The sequence below is a fragment of the Streptomyces guryensis genome (genome assembly GCF_021261325.1).
Lineage (GTDB): Bacteria > Actinomycetota > Actinomycetes > Streptomycetales > Streptomycetaceae > Streptomyces > Streptomyces guryensis.
In genome coordinates this window covers 132,189-147,765 of sequence record NZ_JAJSBI010000005.1, presented here as the reverse complement: position 1 = coordinate 147,765, position 15,577 = coordinate 132,189, and the positions used below count along the sequence as shown (strand labels likewise).

Genomic DNA, 15,577 nt, shown 5'->3' with positions numbered 1-15,577 from the left:
GACCTCAGCCCTGGTCCGCCACGAAGGACGCCATCCGGGCCAGGGCCGCGTTCCAGTTGATGGCCGTCTCGTTCGTCGACCAGGACTGGATGTCGTCGATGTAGCAGAACTGGCCGACGCAGCCCTGGAGCTTGCTCTGTGCGTAGGGATCCTGGATGGACGAGTTCGGCCCGCCCGCCAGGGTGCCGGGCGGCGGGTTCGGAAGCTTCGGGTCGAGTTCGTGGGCGTACCAACGGCTGTGCTGGTTGTGGGAGTTGACCTCGCCGTAGCCGGTGACGTACGAGATGTTCAGCGCGTTGCGGCCAAGGATGTAGTCCATGCCCTGGACGGCACCGTCCCGGTATTTCGACGCTCCCGTGATGTCGTACGCCGTCGCCAGAACCACCCCGTTGTTGAGGATCTGGTGGCTGGAGCCCCAGTCGTAGACGTTGTCGTCGGGCGCGTACGGCATGCCGTACGGCTGTGACTTCTGGGTGGCCAGGTAGCGGTCGGCGCCCTTGACGACGGACTGGCGGATCTTGCCCCGGCCGGGCAGCTTGCTGGGCACGGTCGCGAGGTCGAGGCGTCCCGCTGCGGCCGTCCTTCCCCAGTCGAAGCCGAGCGGGCCGAAGATGTCGGCTGTGTTCACCGGGGAGTTGCGCACGTAGTCCGCGAACTCCTTCTCGCCCGTGGTGAGATACAGCTCCGCCGCCGCCCAGTAGAACTCGTCCGTCGCGTTGGTGTCGTCGTAGGTGCCGCCTCCGGTGCCGTCACTCGCGGAGGCGTACATGGCGGGGTGCGCGAGCGCCGCCGACCAGGCCTTGCGGGCCGCGGTCAGCGCCTTCGCCGCGAAGGCACGGTCGTAGGGGCGGTACAGGCGGGCCGCCTGGGCAGCCGTCGCCGCCAGGTTGAGGGTCGCCTGGGTGGACGGCGGGTGCAGTTCGCGCTTCTGCGGGTCGTCGCCGGGCAGCAGTGGAAGGCCGGTCCACTGCGCGTCGTGGATCTTGTGGTGGGCCATGCCGGCCAGCGGCTGCCCGTCGGGGACCTGCATCTTGAGCAGGAACTCCAGCTCCCAACGGGCCTCGTCGAGGATGTCGGGCACCTTGTTCGCGCTCTCCGGGATGGCGAGGGTGCCGTCGCGCAGCTTCTCCGACTCCCCGGTGCGGGCCAGCAGTTCGCGTTCGTACGTGCTCAGCAGCTCCCAGGTGGCGATGCCGCCGTTGACGACGTACTTGCCGTGGTCGCCGGCGTCGTACCAGCCGCCGGTGACGTCCAGCGTGTAGTCGCACACGCCCGGCTGGCAGGGCACGTGGGCATCGCCTTGGTTCGGCGCCACGTCGAGGTGCCCGGCGGCCCGGCCGTACCCCGGACGCAGGTCGTCGCGGATCGCTATGCCGCTGCGCTGTGTGTAGTAGTACTTCAGCGAGTCGAGCCGGAGTTTCTGGTAGGCGCCGGTGCCGATGTCGAACGGGCGGCTGGTCTCCCCGTCGGCCACCAGCGTGAAGCCCTTGCCCTGCCTGCGATACTCCCCGAAGTCGATCGAGTGGACGTTCTGCCCGGAGGAGACGTCGACCCCGCGCGGCACGGTCCAGCCGTGGTCGACCGTCGCACCGGCGGCGTTCTTGAGCTGCCAGGGCAGTTTCGAGGTGGCGTCGGTGACGAGGGTGGCGTTCTTGGGCCCGGAGGGCAGATAGGCGACCTGGTTGACGCGCACGCGCGGTCCGGTGTCCGGCTGGTAGACCTCCGGCGGGACACCGCCGAGCAGCGATATGTCGTCCATGCAGAACCGCCAGGCGTCCGCGCTGCCGCCGGCCTGGAAGGCGACCTGGCCCTCGGTGGTGTCGACGGGCGAGGTGAAGGTGTACGAGTAGGTGTTGCCGGAGACACTCAGCTGCGGGCTGACCTCGAAGTACGTGTCGTACGGCGCCACTTGGAGCCCCACGACCGCCCGCACCACGTGTCCCTCGGGCGAACCGGTCGCTTTGAAACTGAACCTGTGCGACTCTCCCTTCTTCAGGGTGACATCGTTCTGGCCGACCGCTGCGTCCCAGCGGTTGGTGGTGCCGCCCGGCACATCCGCGCAGAGCTGTCCGCCGGACAGGCCCGCGGTGACGTTGGTGGTCGTCCACCAAGGCGCGGTGGTGGTGTCGAAGGTGCCGTTCTTCAGCTGCTCGACCTCGTCGGCGGCGGCCGGCTGGGCCGGCACCCCGGTCAGCGCCGCCCCCAACAGGGCCGTCAGGGTCAGCAGGATGGTTCTGCGTCGTTTCACGTCTGGGCTCCTCGGGCTGAGGTACGGGTGACGCTCGCCAAGCCCAACGGGGTGGGAGCGCTCCCAGATGCGGACGCAGCTCATGTTTGTTGGCGCCATGACACCCCGTCAACAGTCCGGACGGGACTGGTTTCCCGCCCGGACCGCTGCGAGTGCTCAGCCGCCCGGCGCCGCCAACTTGCTGATCCGCACGGCCCCGAGGACTTCGCCCGGATGAGCGCTGGTCAGCGTGAGCCGCAGGCGGGAGCCGCGCGCCGCGTCGAAGGTGACGACGGTGGGCGCGTCCGAGGCGGTGGCCCAGTCGACCGCCGCTCCCGTGACGGGCACGTACCGGTGGCCGTCCCACACGGCAGCCTGCACCGACGCGGGGAGGCTGTGCGTGGCGTCAACGGTGAAGGAGACCTCCACCCGGTCGAAGCCCCGGGTACGCCCGTAGTCCACCGAGACCCAGTCCTCGGGGCGGGCGCCGTTGAAGGCGGGCAGCAGGGCCGTGGCCGACTTGCTGAAGGCGTTGGACCAGCCGGTGGCCGTGTCGCCGTCGAGCATGGCGGCGGGGAGGGTGTCCGGGCGGCCGGAGTAACTGGCGTCCGCATACGGGTAGTTCAAAGGCGCCGGGTGCTCCGGTCCGAAGGCGGCCGCCGGAGTGGTGGCCGACCGGGCGGGCGTGGTGCGCACGATCGCGGTTCCCGTCCGCAGCCCCTCCGCGCGTGCGATCACCTTCAGGGCGCCGGACTTGGTGCCCGAGCGCACGATGGCAAGGGCCTTGCCGTGGAAGGCGGTGCGGGTGGTGGCCTGGTAGCGCTCGGCGCTCTCCTCCCGGCCGTTGTCCAGCCCCGCAAGCGATCCACCCCGCACGTCGAAGGTGATCAGGTTCTCGGCGTCGGGCACCACCACACCGTGTGCGTCGACGACGTCCGCGGTCACGAACGCCAGCGAACGCCCGTCCGCAGCAAGGGACTTGCGGTCCACCGTGAGCCGTACGGCATGCGGTCCGCCCGCCGTGCGCAGCACGTCGGTGGCGACCGCCTTGCCGTCGCTGCGTGCCACCGCCTTCAACTCGCCCGGCTGGAACGGCACTTTCCAGGTCAGGTGCAGCTTGCCCGCGCTGCCGTTCGGGCTGGTGTAACTGCCCGGGTAGGGGCCCGTGGTGAAGGTCTTGTCGTCTCCGGTGGCCTCCGTGGTCTCCAGATACGTACGGCCGTCCGTGGTCCTCTTCCTGTCGAAGGTGCGCGTGCCGAGGGACTTTCCGTTGAGGAACAGCTCGACGGTGTCGACGTTGGAGTACGCCCACACCTCGACCGTGTCGCCCTCCTCGTGGTTCCAGCTCATGGGCAGCAGATGGACCATGGGTTCGCTGATCCACTGGCTCTGGAACAGGTAGTACATGTCCTTGGGGAAGCCGGCCGTGTCGACCGCGCCGAAGAAGGACGCCTTGACCGGGAAGACGTCGTACGGCGTCGGCTCGCCGATGTAGTCGATGCCGGACCACAGGAACTGCCCGGCGAACCACTTGCGGTCCCGGTCCTTCTTGTGGCCGTACTCGCCGCTCATGGTCCAGGAGGCGAGGTTGTTGTCGTAGGAGGAGACCTCGCGCCTGCCGGGCGTCTGGTTCTCGCCGGTGTTGAGGTGCTCGGGCTCCTGGTAGGAGCCGCGGGTCGAGGTCTCCGACGAGGACTCCGACTCGAAGAGGAACAGCTTCGGGTACTTGGCGTGCAGGGCGTCGACCGACTTGGCGGTGTTGTAGTTGAGACCGAGGCCGTCCAGCTTGGCCAGCATGAGGTCGGCCGCGGAGCCGGTGGCGGGCACGCCGTGGTACTTGTTCGAGCCGATGACGACCGGCCGGGTGTCGTCCGCCGCCTTGATGGCACCGATGATCCGGTCCGCCATGGCCAGTCCGGCAGTCGAGGTCGAATCGGGTATCTCGTTGCCGATGGACCACAGCACCACGGCGGGCGAGTTGCGGGCCGCGAGCACCATCTCGGTGGCGTCCTTCTCGCACCACTCGTCGAAGAAGCGGCCGTAGTCGTACCTCGTCTTGCCGGTCTTCCAGCAGTCGAAGGCCTCCACCATCATCACGATGCCCAGTTCCTCACAGACCTCGATGATCTGCGGCGAGGGCGGGTTGTGGGAGGTGCGGAAGGCGTTGACGCCCATCGACTTCATGATGGTCAGCTGCCGGCGCACGGCGTCGATGCTGATCGCGGAGCCCAGGGCGCCCTGGTCGTGGTGAAGGTCAACGCCCTTGATCTTCGTGTAGGTGCCGTTGAGGGAGAAGCCCTCGTCGGGGTCGAAACGGTAGGTGCGGATGCCGAAGACGGTGCGGCAGGTGTCGACGGTCCTTCCGCCGACGCGCAGTTCGGTCTCCAGGGTGTAGCGGTGCGGGGTCGCGAGATCCCACAACCTGGGCCTGGGGACGGTGAGTTCGTGGGTTTCGGCGGTCTTGTCGGTGACAGCGACCGTGGTGGCGGCGCGGGCCACCGTGCGGCCGTCGGGGTCCTTGACCGTCGAGCGGATCTCGACCTGGCTCGCGGCGCCGGACTCGTTCACCACCGAGGTCCGTACGTGGACGACGGCCCGCTCGCCGGTGATGTCCGGCGTGGAGACGTAGGTGCCCCAGCGCTCGACGTGCACCGGTTCGGTGACGACCAGGCGGGCCTCGCGGTAGATGCCGCTGCCCGAGTACCAGCGGCTGCTGGGGAGCTGGTTCTGCACCTTGACGGCGATCACGTTCTCGGTGGTGCCGTCGGTGTGCAGCAGATCGGTCAGGTCGAGGGCGAAGCCGGTGTAGCCGTAGGGGTGCCGGCCGGCCTGGGTGCCGTTGCAGTAGACGTAGGAGTCCATGTAGACGCCGTCGAACTCCACCGAGATCCGCTTGCCGGCGAAGGCGGGCGGCAGTGTGAAGGCGAGGCGGTACCAGCCGAGGCCGCCGGGGAAGAAGCCCGTGCCGCTGGTGGTGCCGTGCTCGGTGGTCGGGGTCTGCTCGATGCTCCAGTCGTGCGGCACCGCCACCTCGCGCCACGCCGAGTCGTCGTAACCGGGGTCGGCGGCCTGTGCGTAGGCGCCGGTGGGGTCGGTGATCCCGCCCGGGTCGACCAGCGCGAAACGCCAGCCGTCGCGCAGGGCGACGGTGCGGCGGCCGGATCCGCCGGCGGCCGCCTCTGCGGCCCGGGCCACCGGGGTGGCGAGAAGCGCTCCGGCAGCCGGCGCGGTGGTGGAAGCGATCAGAACCGATCTTCGAGTCACTGTCACGGCGGCTCCTCCTCGTCAGGGCCCAGAAGTACTCACAACTGATCGTGAACAAACAGATTCTGACGTGACGCCACACAGGGCCGTCAAGGGTACGGGGGCGCCCTTCTGCCCCACGGGTCACAACGGCCGGAATTGCCCCTTGACCGGCCCGCCGCGGGCCCGAGGGGGTTCCCGTCCGCACAGCTCGCCGACGGACTAGGCTGGAACTCAAGTGACCCGGCGGTTCACTGTGAGTGTTCGCGATGGAGTGGCGACGATGAGCCCGGAGTATCCGTTCGACGATGCCGCGACGGCGCGGGCTGTCATCAGTGAATCCGGCACGCTTCTCGAGTGGAACGCGGGCGCTGAGCGGCTGCTGGGCTGGCCCGTCGCCGAGGTGGTGGGGCGTCCCGGCCGAAATCTGCTGGTCGACGGGGAGGTTCCCGCACCGGGCGGGGCCCGCTGGGACGGCACCGTCACACTGCGCCACCGCGACGGCCACGACGTGTCCGTCTGGCTGCTCGCCCACCACCGTCCGTCGCGCGACGACGTCCCCGGCCGGTGGCTCCTCTTCAGCCCGCTGGACGGCGACGCCCCGCACACCCCCGACGACCCGTTGGCCCAGGCGGCGCTCACCCAGTCGCCCTGCGCGGTCGCCGTGTACGACGAGCGGCTGCGGCTGAAGCGGATCAACGACGCCATGGCCGACGTGATCGGCCTGCCCGAGGAGCGCATGCGGGGGCTGCGCCTGGCCGAGATCGGCGGCAAGCCGCAGAGCGAGGAGCTCGAGGCGCACATGGTGCGGGTGCTCACCACCGGGCGCCCGCTGGACGTCCAGACGTACATGCGCACCGGCGGCGAGGATCTCGCGCACGCCTGGCTGGCCCGCTTGGCGCCGGTCACGGACGCCGAGGGGCGGGTGCGGGGCGTGTGCCTGGCGGCGCACGACTTCACCGACAACTACCTGGCCCGGGAGCGGCTGCAGCTGGTCAACGAGGCGAGTGTGCGCATCGGCACCACGCTCGACGTCACGCGTACGACGCAGGAGCTCGCGGACGTCTTCGTGCCCGCCCTGGCCGACCTGGTCAGCGTCGACCTGCTGGACCTCCAGGAGCACGGTGGCGAGCCCCCGCTGCGGCTGACCGCCCCGATCGTCCTGCGCCGCGCCGCGCACCTCTCGGTCAATCCGGGCACCCCCGAGGCCGTCCTCAAGCCCGGGCAACTGGAGCACTACCCTGTCGGCTCGCCCCAGGCCGACTCGCTGGTGGCGGGCCGCACGATCGTCGCGTCGGTCTCCTCGGGCGCCCTCGACCAGTGGCTGAGCTGGCACAAGGCGCGCGCCGAGCGGGTCAAGGAGTACGGCATCCACTCCACGATGTCGGTGCCGATCCAGGCCCGTGGTCAGACCCTCGGTGTCGCGGTCCTCACCCGGTTCCGGCGGCCGGACCCCTTCTCGGCGGACGACGTCCTGCTGGCCGAGGAGATCACCGCTCGCGCCGCCGTCTGCGTCGACAACGCCCGCCGCTTCTCCCGCGAGCGGGAGACCGCCCTCGCCCTGCAGCGCAGCCTGCTGCCCCGCTCGCTGCCCCGTACCGCCGCGGTGGATGCCGCCTCGCGCTATCTGCCCGCGGCGCGGGCCGGTGTGGGCGGTGACTGGTTCGACGTGATCCCGCTGTCGGGGATGCGGGTCGCCATGGTCGTCGGGGACGTCGTCGGGCACGGCATCCAGGCCTCGGCCACCATGGGCCGGCTGCGTACCGCCGTGCGCACCCTCGCCGACATAGACCTCGCCCCCGACGAGCTGCTGACCCACCTGGACGATCTGGTGGTCCGGCTGTCCGCGGAGGCCGGCAACGACGGCAGCCCCGGCGAGGTGGGCGCCACCTGCCTGTACGCGGTCTACGACCCGGTGTCGCGGCGCTGCACGCTGGCCCGGGCCGGGCATCCACCGCCGGTCGTGGTCCCGCCGGGCGGGGTCCCGCGGCAGGTGGACCTGCCCGCCGGGCCGCCGCTGGGCCTGGGCGGGCTGCCGTTCGAGTCGGCCGAGCTGGAGCTGCGTGAGGGCAGCGTGCTGTCGTTCTACACGGACGGGCTGATCGAGACCCGCGAGCGGGACGTGGACGCCAGCCACCAGATGCTGTGCGACGCGCTGGAGACGTACTCCGACTCGCTGGACGAGACCTGCGACCGGGTGCTGCACGCCCTGCTCCCGCCGGGCGGGGCCATGGACGACGTGGCCCTTCTGCTGGCCCGCACCCGCGGGCTGCCGGCCTCCCAGGTGGCGACCTGGCACATCCCCGCCGACCCGGCGCTGGTCGCGCCGATCCGCAAGCAGGTCGTCGAGCAGCTGGACACCTGGGGACTGCAGGAGGCGGCGTTCACCGCCGAGCTGGTGGTGAGCGAGCTCGTCACGAACGCGATCCGTTACGGCGCGCACCCCATCCGGCTGCGGCTGATCCACGACGAGGCCACGCTGATCTGCGAGGTGTCGGACACCAGCCACACGGCTCCGCACCTGCGCCGTGCGAAGACGTGGGACGAGGGCGGGCGGGGGCTGCTGCTGGTCGCTCAGCTCACGCAGCGGTGGGGTAGCCGGCATACGGCGGACGGGAAGACGATCTGGGCGGAGATCGGGCTGCTCGACGAGTGACGCTCCGCGGGGAGTGCCGCGATGGGGCCGTCGTTCACCTGCGGGTCGGTCGCGGCTGGTCGCGCCCACGCGGCGGAGCCGCACATCGACACAGCCGCGCGCCCCTTTGGGGCGCCGCCCGAGCCGCAGCGGACTTTGCCCGCCTGGCTCAGGGCGCTTCCCTCAGCCAGGGTCTGATTTGTTTGCGGGCCTCGTGGAGGCGGGATTTGAAGGTGCCGAGGGGGATGCCCGCGCGCTCGGCCGCCTCGGCGTAGTCGAGCTGGCAGATGTCACGGTAGACCAGTGGCTCGACGAGTTGGGGATGCTCGCGCTCCAGCCGGTCCAGTGCCTCCAGCAGGTCGAGGCGGGATCCGGCGATGACGCTCGTCGTGCGCGGGTCGGCAAGCCGGCCCGTGTCGATCGGAGCGGGCTGTTCGGCCGAGCGGCGCTTGAGTTCGCGGTACTTCTGGCGGCAGCAGTTGGCGACGACCGTGTGGAGCCAGGTGCTGAAGCGGCTGCGGCCCTGGAAGGTGGAGATCTTCCGGGCGACCTGGAGCAGGACGTCCTGCGCGGCCTCCTCCGCGTCCTCGCGGCAGGGCAGGAACCGGCCGCAGCGCCGGAGGACCTCGGGCCGGATCGCCTGGAGCAGCTCCTCCAGCGCCGCCGGGTCGCCCGCCGCGGCGCCGCGGGCCAGGTCCTCGGTCGGCGCGACCTGGGGCTCTCCTCGGGAACGGTCCACGTCCAGGCATGATAGTCGTATGCATTCCGTCGAGCGGATCGGGCGCTACCGCCTCGAACGGCGCCTCGGGGCGGGCGCGTTCGGCACGGTCTGGCTGGCCCACGACGACGAGCTCGACGCGCCGGTGGCGGTCAAGGTCCTCGCCGACAACTGGTCGCACCGGCTCGATGTGCGGGAGCGGTTCCTGGCCGAGGCCCGGATGCTGCGCCGGGCGGGTTCGGACCGGGTGGTGCAGGTCCATGACATCGGTGAACTGCCGGACGGCAGGCCCTACTTCGTGATGGAGTACGCCGACGGTGGCACCCTCGCCGATCTACTGGCAGACGGTCCGCTGCCGGTGTCCGAGGCGCTGCGGCTGACGGCGCTGGCCGCTCGCGGAGCTGCCGCGCTGCATACGGCGGGGATCGTGCACCGGGACATCAAGCCGAGCAACGTGCTGCTGTGCTCCTCCCCCGACGGCGGGTCACGGGTGCTGCTCGCCGACCTCGGTCTCGCCAAGAGCCTGGCGCAGGCGTCCGGGCTCACACAGGCCGCCGGTTCGGCGGGATACCGGCCGCCCGAGCAGGCCGAACCCGGCGTGGGCATCGACGCCCGGGCCGATGTGTACAGCCTGGGCGCGGTCGCCTACCACCTGGTCACCGGCACGGTTCCGGGTGAGCCCGGCAGGGTCGTACGGCCCGACCGGCTGCGTCCGGATCTGGCCCCCGCGGTCCGGCGTGCCCTGATGCGGGCGCTGGCGCCGGACCGCAGGCGCCGCTGGCCGGACGCGCAGGCCTTCGCGGAGGAGCTGGAACGGCTCGCCGCCTCCGGTCACCGGCCCCGCGGGCGGCGGACGGCCCTCACCCTGGCGGGTGCCGTGACGGTGGTCGCGGCCGCCGGTGTGGCCGTGACGCTGGTGAACCGGCCGTCACCGGCCACGGAAGCGCGGGTCTCGGACACGACAGGCCGGGTCGTCGCCCAGGTCCCCCGCGGCTGGGACCATCAGGTGCGCGACTCCGGGTGGGATCCGCGGGCGCTCGGCCTGCCCTCCGGCCACGAGCCGGGATTCGCCGTCGCGGACCGCCTGACCTCGTGGCAGGACCTGACCGCCGATGTGAACGGCGTGCTGGTGGGCCTGAGCAGGCACGGCGACCTCACGTCCGCGGTGACCGCCCTCACCCACCCGGGCTGCCACTACGCCGGCGGCCGGGCCTACACCGGCACCGTCTGGCATGGCAGGGTCCGCACCTGGGACGGCTGCCCGGGCGGTGGCTCGGTCACGGAGGCCGCACTCGCCCCGGCGGGCGGCAGCGAGCAGACTCGGGTGTATGTGCAGATCCGTCAAAGCGGCCGAGCGTCGGCGACCGACCGCGTCCTCGCCTCCGTACGCATCGGAAGCTGACGCGGAACACTCGGGCCGCGCGCGAACTTTTTGGTCCCGCCGTGCATCGGACCTGTATGACGGGGCACACCAGCGCCGTACGTACACGCCACGACGTGTGCGAGGAACCTCCGGGAGTGTTGAGGCACATGGCGAAGAAGTCCCCCTCCGTCCAGCGGGCGGCCCAGCTCGCGAGCGCGGTCGCGGTGCTCGGTCTGCTGACGGCCTGCGGCAGCAGCGGCGGCGGCTCGGCAAGCGCTCCATCAACGCTGCCGGGTACGGCCGCGCCGGCCACCGCTGATCACAGCACCGGCCCGGCGAGCGCGTCCGCATCCGTCTCCGCGTCGAGCACCACCCCCGGCGCGGCCACCCTGACCGCGTCCGCGCCGGGCGCCACGCCGGCCGGCACCACGGGAGGCCGTTGTCACACCTCCGAGCTGCGGGCGACCGTAGGGCGGAACGACCCGGGTGCCGGGCAGGAGAACTTCCCGGTCGTCCTGACCAACGCGTCCTCCCGCTCCTGCACGGTGCGCGGCTACCCGGGTGCCGCGTTCGTGGACGCGTCGGGCCGGCAGCTGGGCCCCGACCCGAAGCGCAACGCGGGCAGCCCCACGACGGTGACACTGGCGCCGGGGAAGAGCGCGTGGGCGGGGCTGACGTTCTCCAATCCGGAGGTCAGCGGTGCCCATCCGGCCACCCCCGCCTCGCTGCTGGTGACACCGCCCGACGAGCGTGACCATCTCACGGTGACGTGGAGCGGCGGTCAGGTCCCCGTGTCCGGCAACGCGTCGTCGGTGTTCCTGACGGTGTTCAGCCCGGGCACCGGACCCTGAACGGGCAGGGCACCGGTGGGTCTCCTACGGTGACCTGTTTTCATTGAGGGTCCCGCGCTGATCCCCCCTGAAGGACCCTGCCCTGAACACCGCGCTCGCCGAAATACTGTCCGCCGCCCTGCTCGTCGCGGTCCTTGCGTGGGCGGTACTGCGCCCGAAGGGCCTGCCGGAGGCCGTGCTGGCGGTCCCGGCCGCCGGGATCGTGATCGCCACCGGCGCGATCTCGCCGGCCCACGCCCGGGAGGAGGCCGCCAGCCTCGGACCCGTCATCGGCTTCCTCGCCGCCGTGCTGGTGCTGGCCCACTTCTGCGATGTGGAGGGCCTGTTCCAGGCCTGCGGGGCGTGGATGGCCCGGCGGGCGGCGGGCTCTCCCGGGCGGCTGCTGGCGGCGGTCTTCGTGCTGGCGTCGGCGATCACGGCCGTACTCAGTCTGGACGCCACGGTCGTGCTGCTGACGCCGGTGGTGCTCGCCACCGCCGCCCGGTCAGGCGTGCGGGCCAGGCCGCATCTCTACGCCTGCGCCCATCTGTCGAACACGGCCTCGCTGCTCCTGCCCGTCTCCAATCTCACCAACCTGCTGGCGTTCGAGGCGAGCGGGCTGAGCTTCACCCGGTTCGCGGCGCTGATGGCACTGCCGTGGCTGGTCGCGATCGGCGCCGAGTACCTGGTCTTCCGGCGGTTCTTCGACAACGACCTGGCCGCGTCCGTCCACTCCCCCGACCGCGGTGAGACGCCTGCGCTGCCGGTGTTCGCGCTGATCACCGTGGGGTGCACGCTGGGCGGATTCGTCGTGGCCTCCGCGGCGGGCGTCGACCCGGCCTGGGTGGCCGCGGCGGGCGCGCTGGTGCTGGCCGCCCGCGCGCTCGTCCGGCGCAGGGCCACCCCGCTGTCGGTGGTGCGGGCCTCGTCCCCGGCGTTCCTGGCGTTCGTTCTCGCGCTCGGCATCGTGGTGCGGGCGGTGGTCGACAACGGGCTCGCCGACGCGCTCGGCCATGTACTGCCCGGCGGCTCGGGACTGCTCGCGCTGCTGGGCGTCGCCGCGCTGGCCGCCGTACTGGCGAATCTGATCAACAACCTGCCCGCGGTGCTGGTCCTGCTGCCGCTGACCGCCGCTGCCGGGCACGGCGCGGTGCTGGCGGTGCTGCTCGGGGTGAACATCGGCCCGAACCTGACGTACGCCGGATCGCTGGCCACGCTGCTGTGGCGGCGCATCGTGCAGCGGGACGGTCAGGAGGTGCGGCTCGGGGAGTTCACCCGGCTCGGCCTGCTCGCCACGCCGGCCGCGCTCGTCGCGGCCGTGGCGGCGCTGTGGCTGTCGCTCCAGGTGGCCGGCTGAGCCCCGCGGTCAGTGGTGTCCGCCACCGCCGTATCCATAACCGTTGGGGTATCCGGAGCCGGAACCGTAGCCGCCGCTTTGTCCGCAGTAGGACGGGTTGTAGTAGCAGTAGGGGTTCGTGGGGTACGGGCTCGTCGGCGTGGGCTGCGCGGTCGAGGGAGCAGCGGACGGCGTGGGTGTGGGCGTGGGGCTCGGTGTCCTCGCGGCCTTGGGAGTGGCCTTCGGCGAGGGCGTCGGGGTGTTCTCGGCGTCCCAGTTGACCACCTGCATCTGGAGGTCGGCCTTGGACGTGTCGAACACCCAGCGCTGCGCGGTGCCGTCGTCGCGGGTCTTGACGACCAGGGCGCCCGAGCCGTCGGTGGCCGCCGGGGTCAGGGCCAGGTCCTGGTCCCAGCGCGGCACCAGGGTGCCCTGCAGGGTGAAGTCGTAGCGGATGTTCCTGGCGCCCGGCTCGGAGTCGCCCGTGCACGGGGCGAGCTGCACCGAGTAGCCGAGGTGGGAGTCCAGGCACAGGTCGGGGTCCGCGACGCTGCGCAGGCGGCCGTCGGTCTCGTAGGTCCACTGCTGGACGGATGCCGAGGAGCAGTCGGCGAGTTCGGTCTCGGCTCCCTTGACGGCCTTCTTGCCGACGACGGCGACGCACAGCCCGGAGTCTGCGTTGTGCAGTTTGCCGCGCATGGTGCCCTGGGAGCCGGTGCTGGTACCGACCCAGGAGGGGTCCGGGGTGGGGGTTCCCTGACCGCTGCCGGGGCTCTCGGAGGGGTGGTCGCCGTCCGCGGCGGTGGTCCCGTCGCCGGAGCCGAGGACGGACCACAGGACCAGCGGGAGGACGACCAGTCCGCTCACCGTCAGGACGGCCGCGGCGAGATTGCGGCGCCGGGCGGCGGCATGCCGGGCGGCCTTGTGGGCGGCACGGCGGGCGGCGGAGCGGCCACCGGGGCGCGGGGCCGAGCCGGGCGCGGAGGGGGTGGGGGCGAAGGGTTCGCCCGGGATCGGCGGGGCCGGGACCTCCGGGGGCAGGGCGCCGGACTCCTCGGTCAACGAGGCCAACCGGGACTCCACGTAGGCCCGCGCGCCCCAGCCGAGTACCGCCTCGGCCAGGGCGAGGCCGAGTCCCTGGTTGAACTGCGCCAGTTGGTCGGCGGTCTGACGGCAGTGCCTGCAGCCGGCGAGGTGGGCGTTGAGGTCGGGGTCGATGTCGACTCCGCCGCGCCGGTAGGTCACGTCGAGCATCCGCAGGTAGCGCCGGCACTCCTGCTCGGGGGCGAGTTCGCGGTGGACCTGGAGGCACTCCTCGCGCAGCCGTTCGCGGGCCCGCTCCAGTTCGACGCGCGCGTCCTCGTCCTCGATGCCCAGCAGGCCGGCAGGTATCTCCAGCGGCTCCGCCTCGACCTCCACATGCCACAGCACGCACCGGGCCGACTGCGGCAGCCGCTGATAGGCCCCGGACAGCAGGCGCCGACCGGACGGCGGAAGCAGTCGGGCCGCGACACGGTCCCCGCCCTCCGAGCACAGTTCGGGGTGGAGGTGTTCCCGTCTGTGGTCGTTGTCCCACTCCGCGGCGATACGGCGCACGGTGACGAGGAGCTGGGGCCGCCAGGCCGAGGTCGGCCCGTTCTGCCGCAGGGTTTCGCCGAAGAGCCTCGTGAATGCGGCGGTGGTGAGCATTCCCGCCGAAGCGGCGCCGTCGGTGCACAGCCGGGCGTAGGCGAACGCCGCTTCCCAGTGCCGGTCGAGGAGTTCACCGACGGGCTGCAGCGCGGGCGTCGTTCCCGTCCACTTCTTCAGTTCTGCGCTCAGCTGTTCGTCCGTCACGAAGAACCGGCGGTCGGGCGTGGGGGAATTCGACAGGCCCGCGTCTTTCACGGCTGCATTCCTCTCGGGGGCATGCGTCATAAAGTCCATACCAAGTGGTATGGGTACAGGATTCGGCAACTCCAACGCTCACCTGGGGAAGCTCTTTTGGAGCGTAGGTCGAACGGGAGCGGCCTCGTGCACACAGCGGGAAAATGTATTGTCCGTGCGCCGACAGGCACACCTTTGCACAGGTCAGGGATGCCTAACAAGAGATCCAGCGGTTTTGTGGTTTGCGGGCCCGCCGACCGGATTTGACGCATGGTCAAGCCCGTCGGTGCGGCCATCGGAAATGGGATTCAGGTGGTCGGCACGCGGAGTCGCTTCCCAACCATTGAGCAGGCGTTCCACCCCGCATCCGACCGGTCGGACAGAGTGTTGCGGCTCATGTCTCAACCATTGAGTCCCCTCTCCGGTAGGTGCCGGGCGGCACTCCGTAGCGGACGCGGAAGACCCGGTTGAAGTGGAACGGGCTGGCGAATCCCGAGGCCGCGGCCACGCGGTCCACGGAGAGGTCGGTGCTCTCCAGGAGCCGCGCGGCGTGCCGCAGACGGGCCTCGCGCAGGGCCCGCATCGGGGACTGCCCCAGTTGTCTGGTGAACAGGTGGGCGAACCGGGAGGGCGACAGGGAGACGCTGTCCGCGAGCGAGCGCACGGTGTGCGGGGCGCCCGGGTCGGCGGCGATCAGCGCCTCGGCGCGGCGCACCCGGGCGTCGGCGCCGGGCGGCGGCGACGCGGTGCGTGCGGTGGCAGTGGTGAGCAGAACGATCTCCTCCAGGCAGGACAGGGCGAGCTCCCGCGCGGCGGTGCCGTGCGCCACGGCGGCCCGGTCGTCCGGCGCGGCGGCGGGCGGTGACTCGGTGCCCGTCCAGCGGGCGTCGCCGAGCATCCGGCGGAAGGCCTCGCCGACCCGGTCGTGCACGGCGGCCGGGGTCGGTGTGACGACGAACAGTCCGTCGCCGGTGTCGTACGGCCGCAGCCACGGCGACCAGGACGGTCGTGCCTGGCAGTGCGCCCACCAGAACTGCCAGCTGTGGGCGCCCGGTTCGACCGCGTACTCGTGCCGGACGCCCGGGGCGAGCACCACCAGGTCCCCGGCGCCGGCCCTTGCCTCGGCCCCGCCCTGCCGCAGTCGCCCGTGCCCGCGCGTCGTCCAGGTGAACAGCCAGCTGTCCGCGCCGCGCGGCCGGTTCACTCCGTACCCCTCCAGTTGGTCGTAGCGGCCGACCACGACGAGTCCGGGCGGCGGGGCGGGATCGCCGGGTGCAGCAGTCTCGGGCAATCCGTCAGCGTTCACGGGCATCCTCCTGAAGCGGGGGCCGACCTAGCGTGATGAGCCGAGGACACCCG

At 71.6% G+C, this 15,577-nt stretch carries 9 protein-coding genes; 4 read left to right on the top strand and 5 right to left on the bottom strand.

Annotation, left to right across the window (positions count from 1 at the left end; genetic code table 11):
• Window positions 1-4: 4 nt before the first annotated feature.
• Window positions 5-2,248, bottom strand: coding sequence for a glycoside hydrolase family 9 protein (locus LJ657_RS12540; RefSeq protein ID WP_232648627.1), 2,244 nt, complete (start codon window positions 2,246-2,248; stop codon window positions 5-7).
• Between the two features lie 156 nt (window positions 2,249-2,404).
• Window positions 2,405-5,497 carry a glycoside hydrolase family 2 TIM barrel-domain containing protein gene (locus LJ657_RS12535; RefSeq protein ID WP_232648626.1) on the bottom strand — a complete coding sequence of 1,031 codons (3,093 nt, stop codon included), beginning with the start codon at window positions 5,495-5,497 and terminating at the stop codon, window positions 2,405-2,407.
• A 256-nt stretch (window positions 5,498-5,753) separates the two neighbouring features.
• On the opposite strand from LJ657_RS12535, the gene LJ657_RS12530 reads away from it, so the two are divergent.
• On the top strand, window positions 5,754-8,126 hold the full coding sequence (locus LJ657_RS12530; protein WP_232648625.1) for a SpoIIE family protein phosphatase: 2,373 nt from the start codon (window positions 5,754-5,756) through the stop codon (window positions 8,124-8,126).
• 148 nt (window positions 8,127-8,274) lie between these two features.
• Here the strand turns inward: LJ657_RS12530 and LJ657_RS12525 are convergent, their stop codons facing one another.
• Entirely contained in the window at window positions 8,275-8,844 is a 570-nt protein-coding gene (locus LJ657_RS12525; protein ID WP_232648624.1) for an RNA polymerase sigma factor, read from the bottom strand.
• 19 nt (window positions 8,845-8,863) lie between these two features.
• On the opposite strand from LJ657_RS12525, the gene LJ657_RS12520 reads away from it, so the two are divergent.
• The 3 genes from LJ657_RS12520 to LJ657_RS12510 all read left to right on the top strand — a co-directional run bounded on the left by LJ657_RS12520 (window position 8,864) and on the right by LJ657_RS12510 (window position 12,373).
• Window positions 8,864-10,225 carry a serine/threonine-protein kinase gene (locus LJ657_RS12520; protein ID WP_232648623.1) on the top strand — a complete coding sequence of 454 codons (1,362 nt, stop codon included), beginning with the start codon at window positions 8,864-8,866 and terminating at the stop codon, window positions 10,223-10,225.
• A 128-nt stretch (window positions 10,226-10,353) separates the two neighbouring features.
• Complete coding sequence (locus LJ657_RS12515) at window positions 10,354-11,037, top strand: DUF4232 domain-containing protein (protein ID WP_232648622.1); 684 nt, start codon at window positions 10,354-10,356, stop codon at window positions 11,035-11,037.
• Between the two features lie 82 nt (window positions 11,038-11,119).
• Window positions 11,120-12,373 carry an SLC13 family permease gene (locus tag LJ657_RS12510; RefSeq protein WP_232648872.1) on the top strand — a complete coding sequence of 418 codons (1,254 nt, stop codon included), beginning with the start codon at window positions 11,120-11,122 and terminating at the stop codon, window positions 12,371-12,373.
• Between the two features lie 9 nt (window positions 12,374-12,382).
• Here LJ657_RS12510 and LJ657_RS12505 read toward each other — a convergent pair whose 3' ends face one another.
• Complete coding sequence (locus LJ657_RS12505) at window positions 12,383-14,239, bottom strand: RICIN domain-containing protein (protein WP_232648621.1); 1,857 nt, start codon at window positions 14,237-14,239, stop codon at window positions 12,383-12,385.
• A 373-nt stretch (window positions 14,240-14,612) separates the two neighbouring features.
• Window positions 14,613-15,530 (bottom strand): helix-turn-helix domain-containing protein, encoded by a 918-nt coding sequence (locus LJ657_RS12500; RefSeq protein ID WP_232648620.1) that lies wholly within the window; start codon window positions 15,528-15,530, stop codon window positions 14,613-14,615.
• Between the last annotated feature and the right edge of the window lie 47 nt (window positions 15,531-15,577).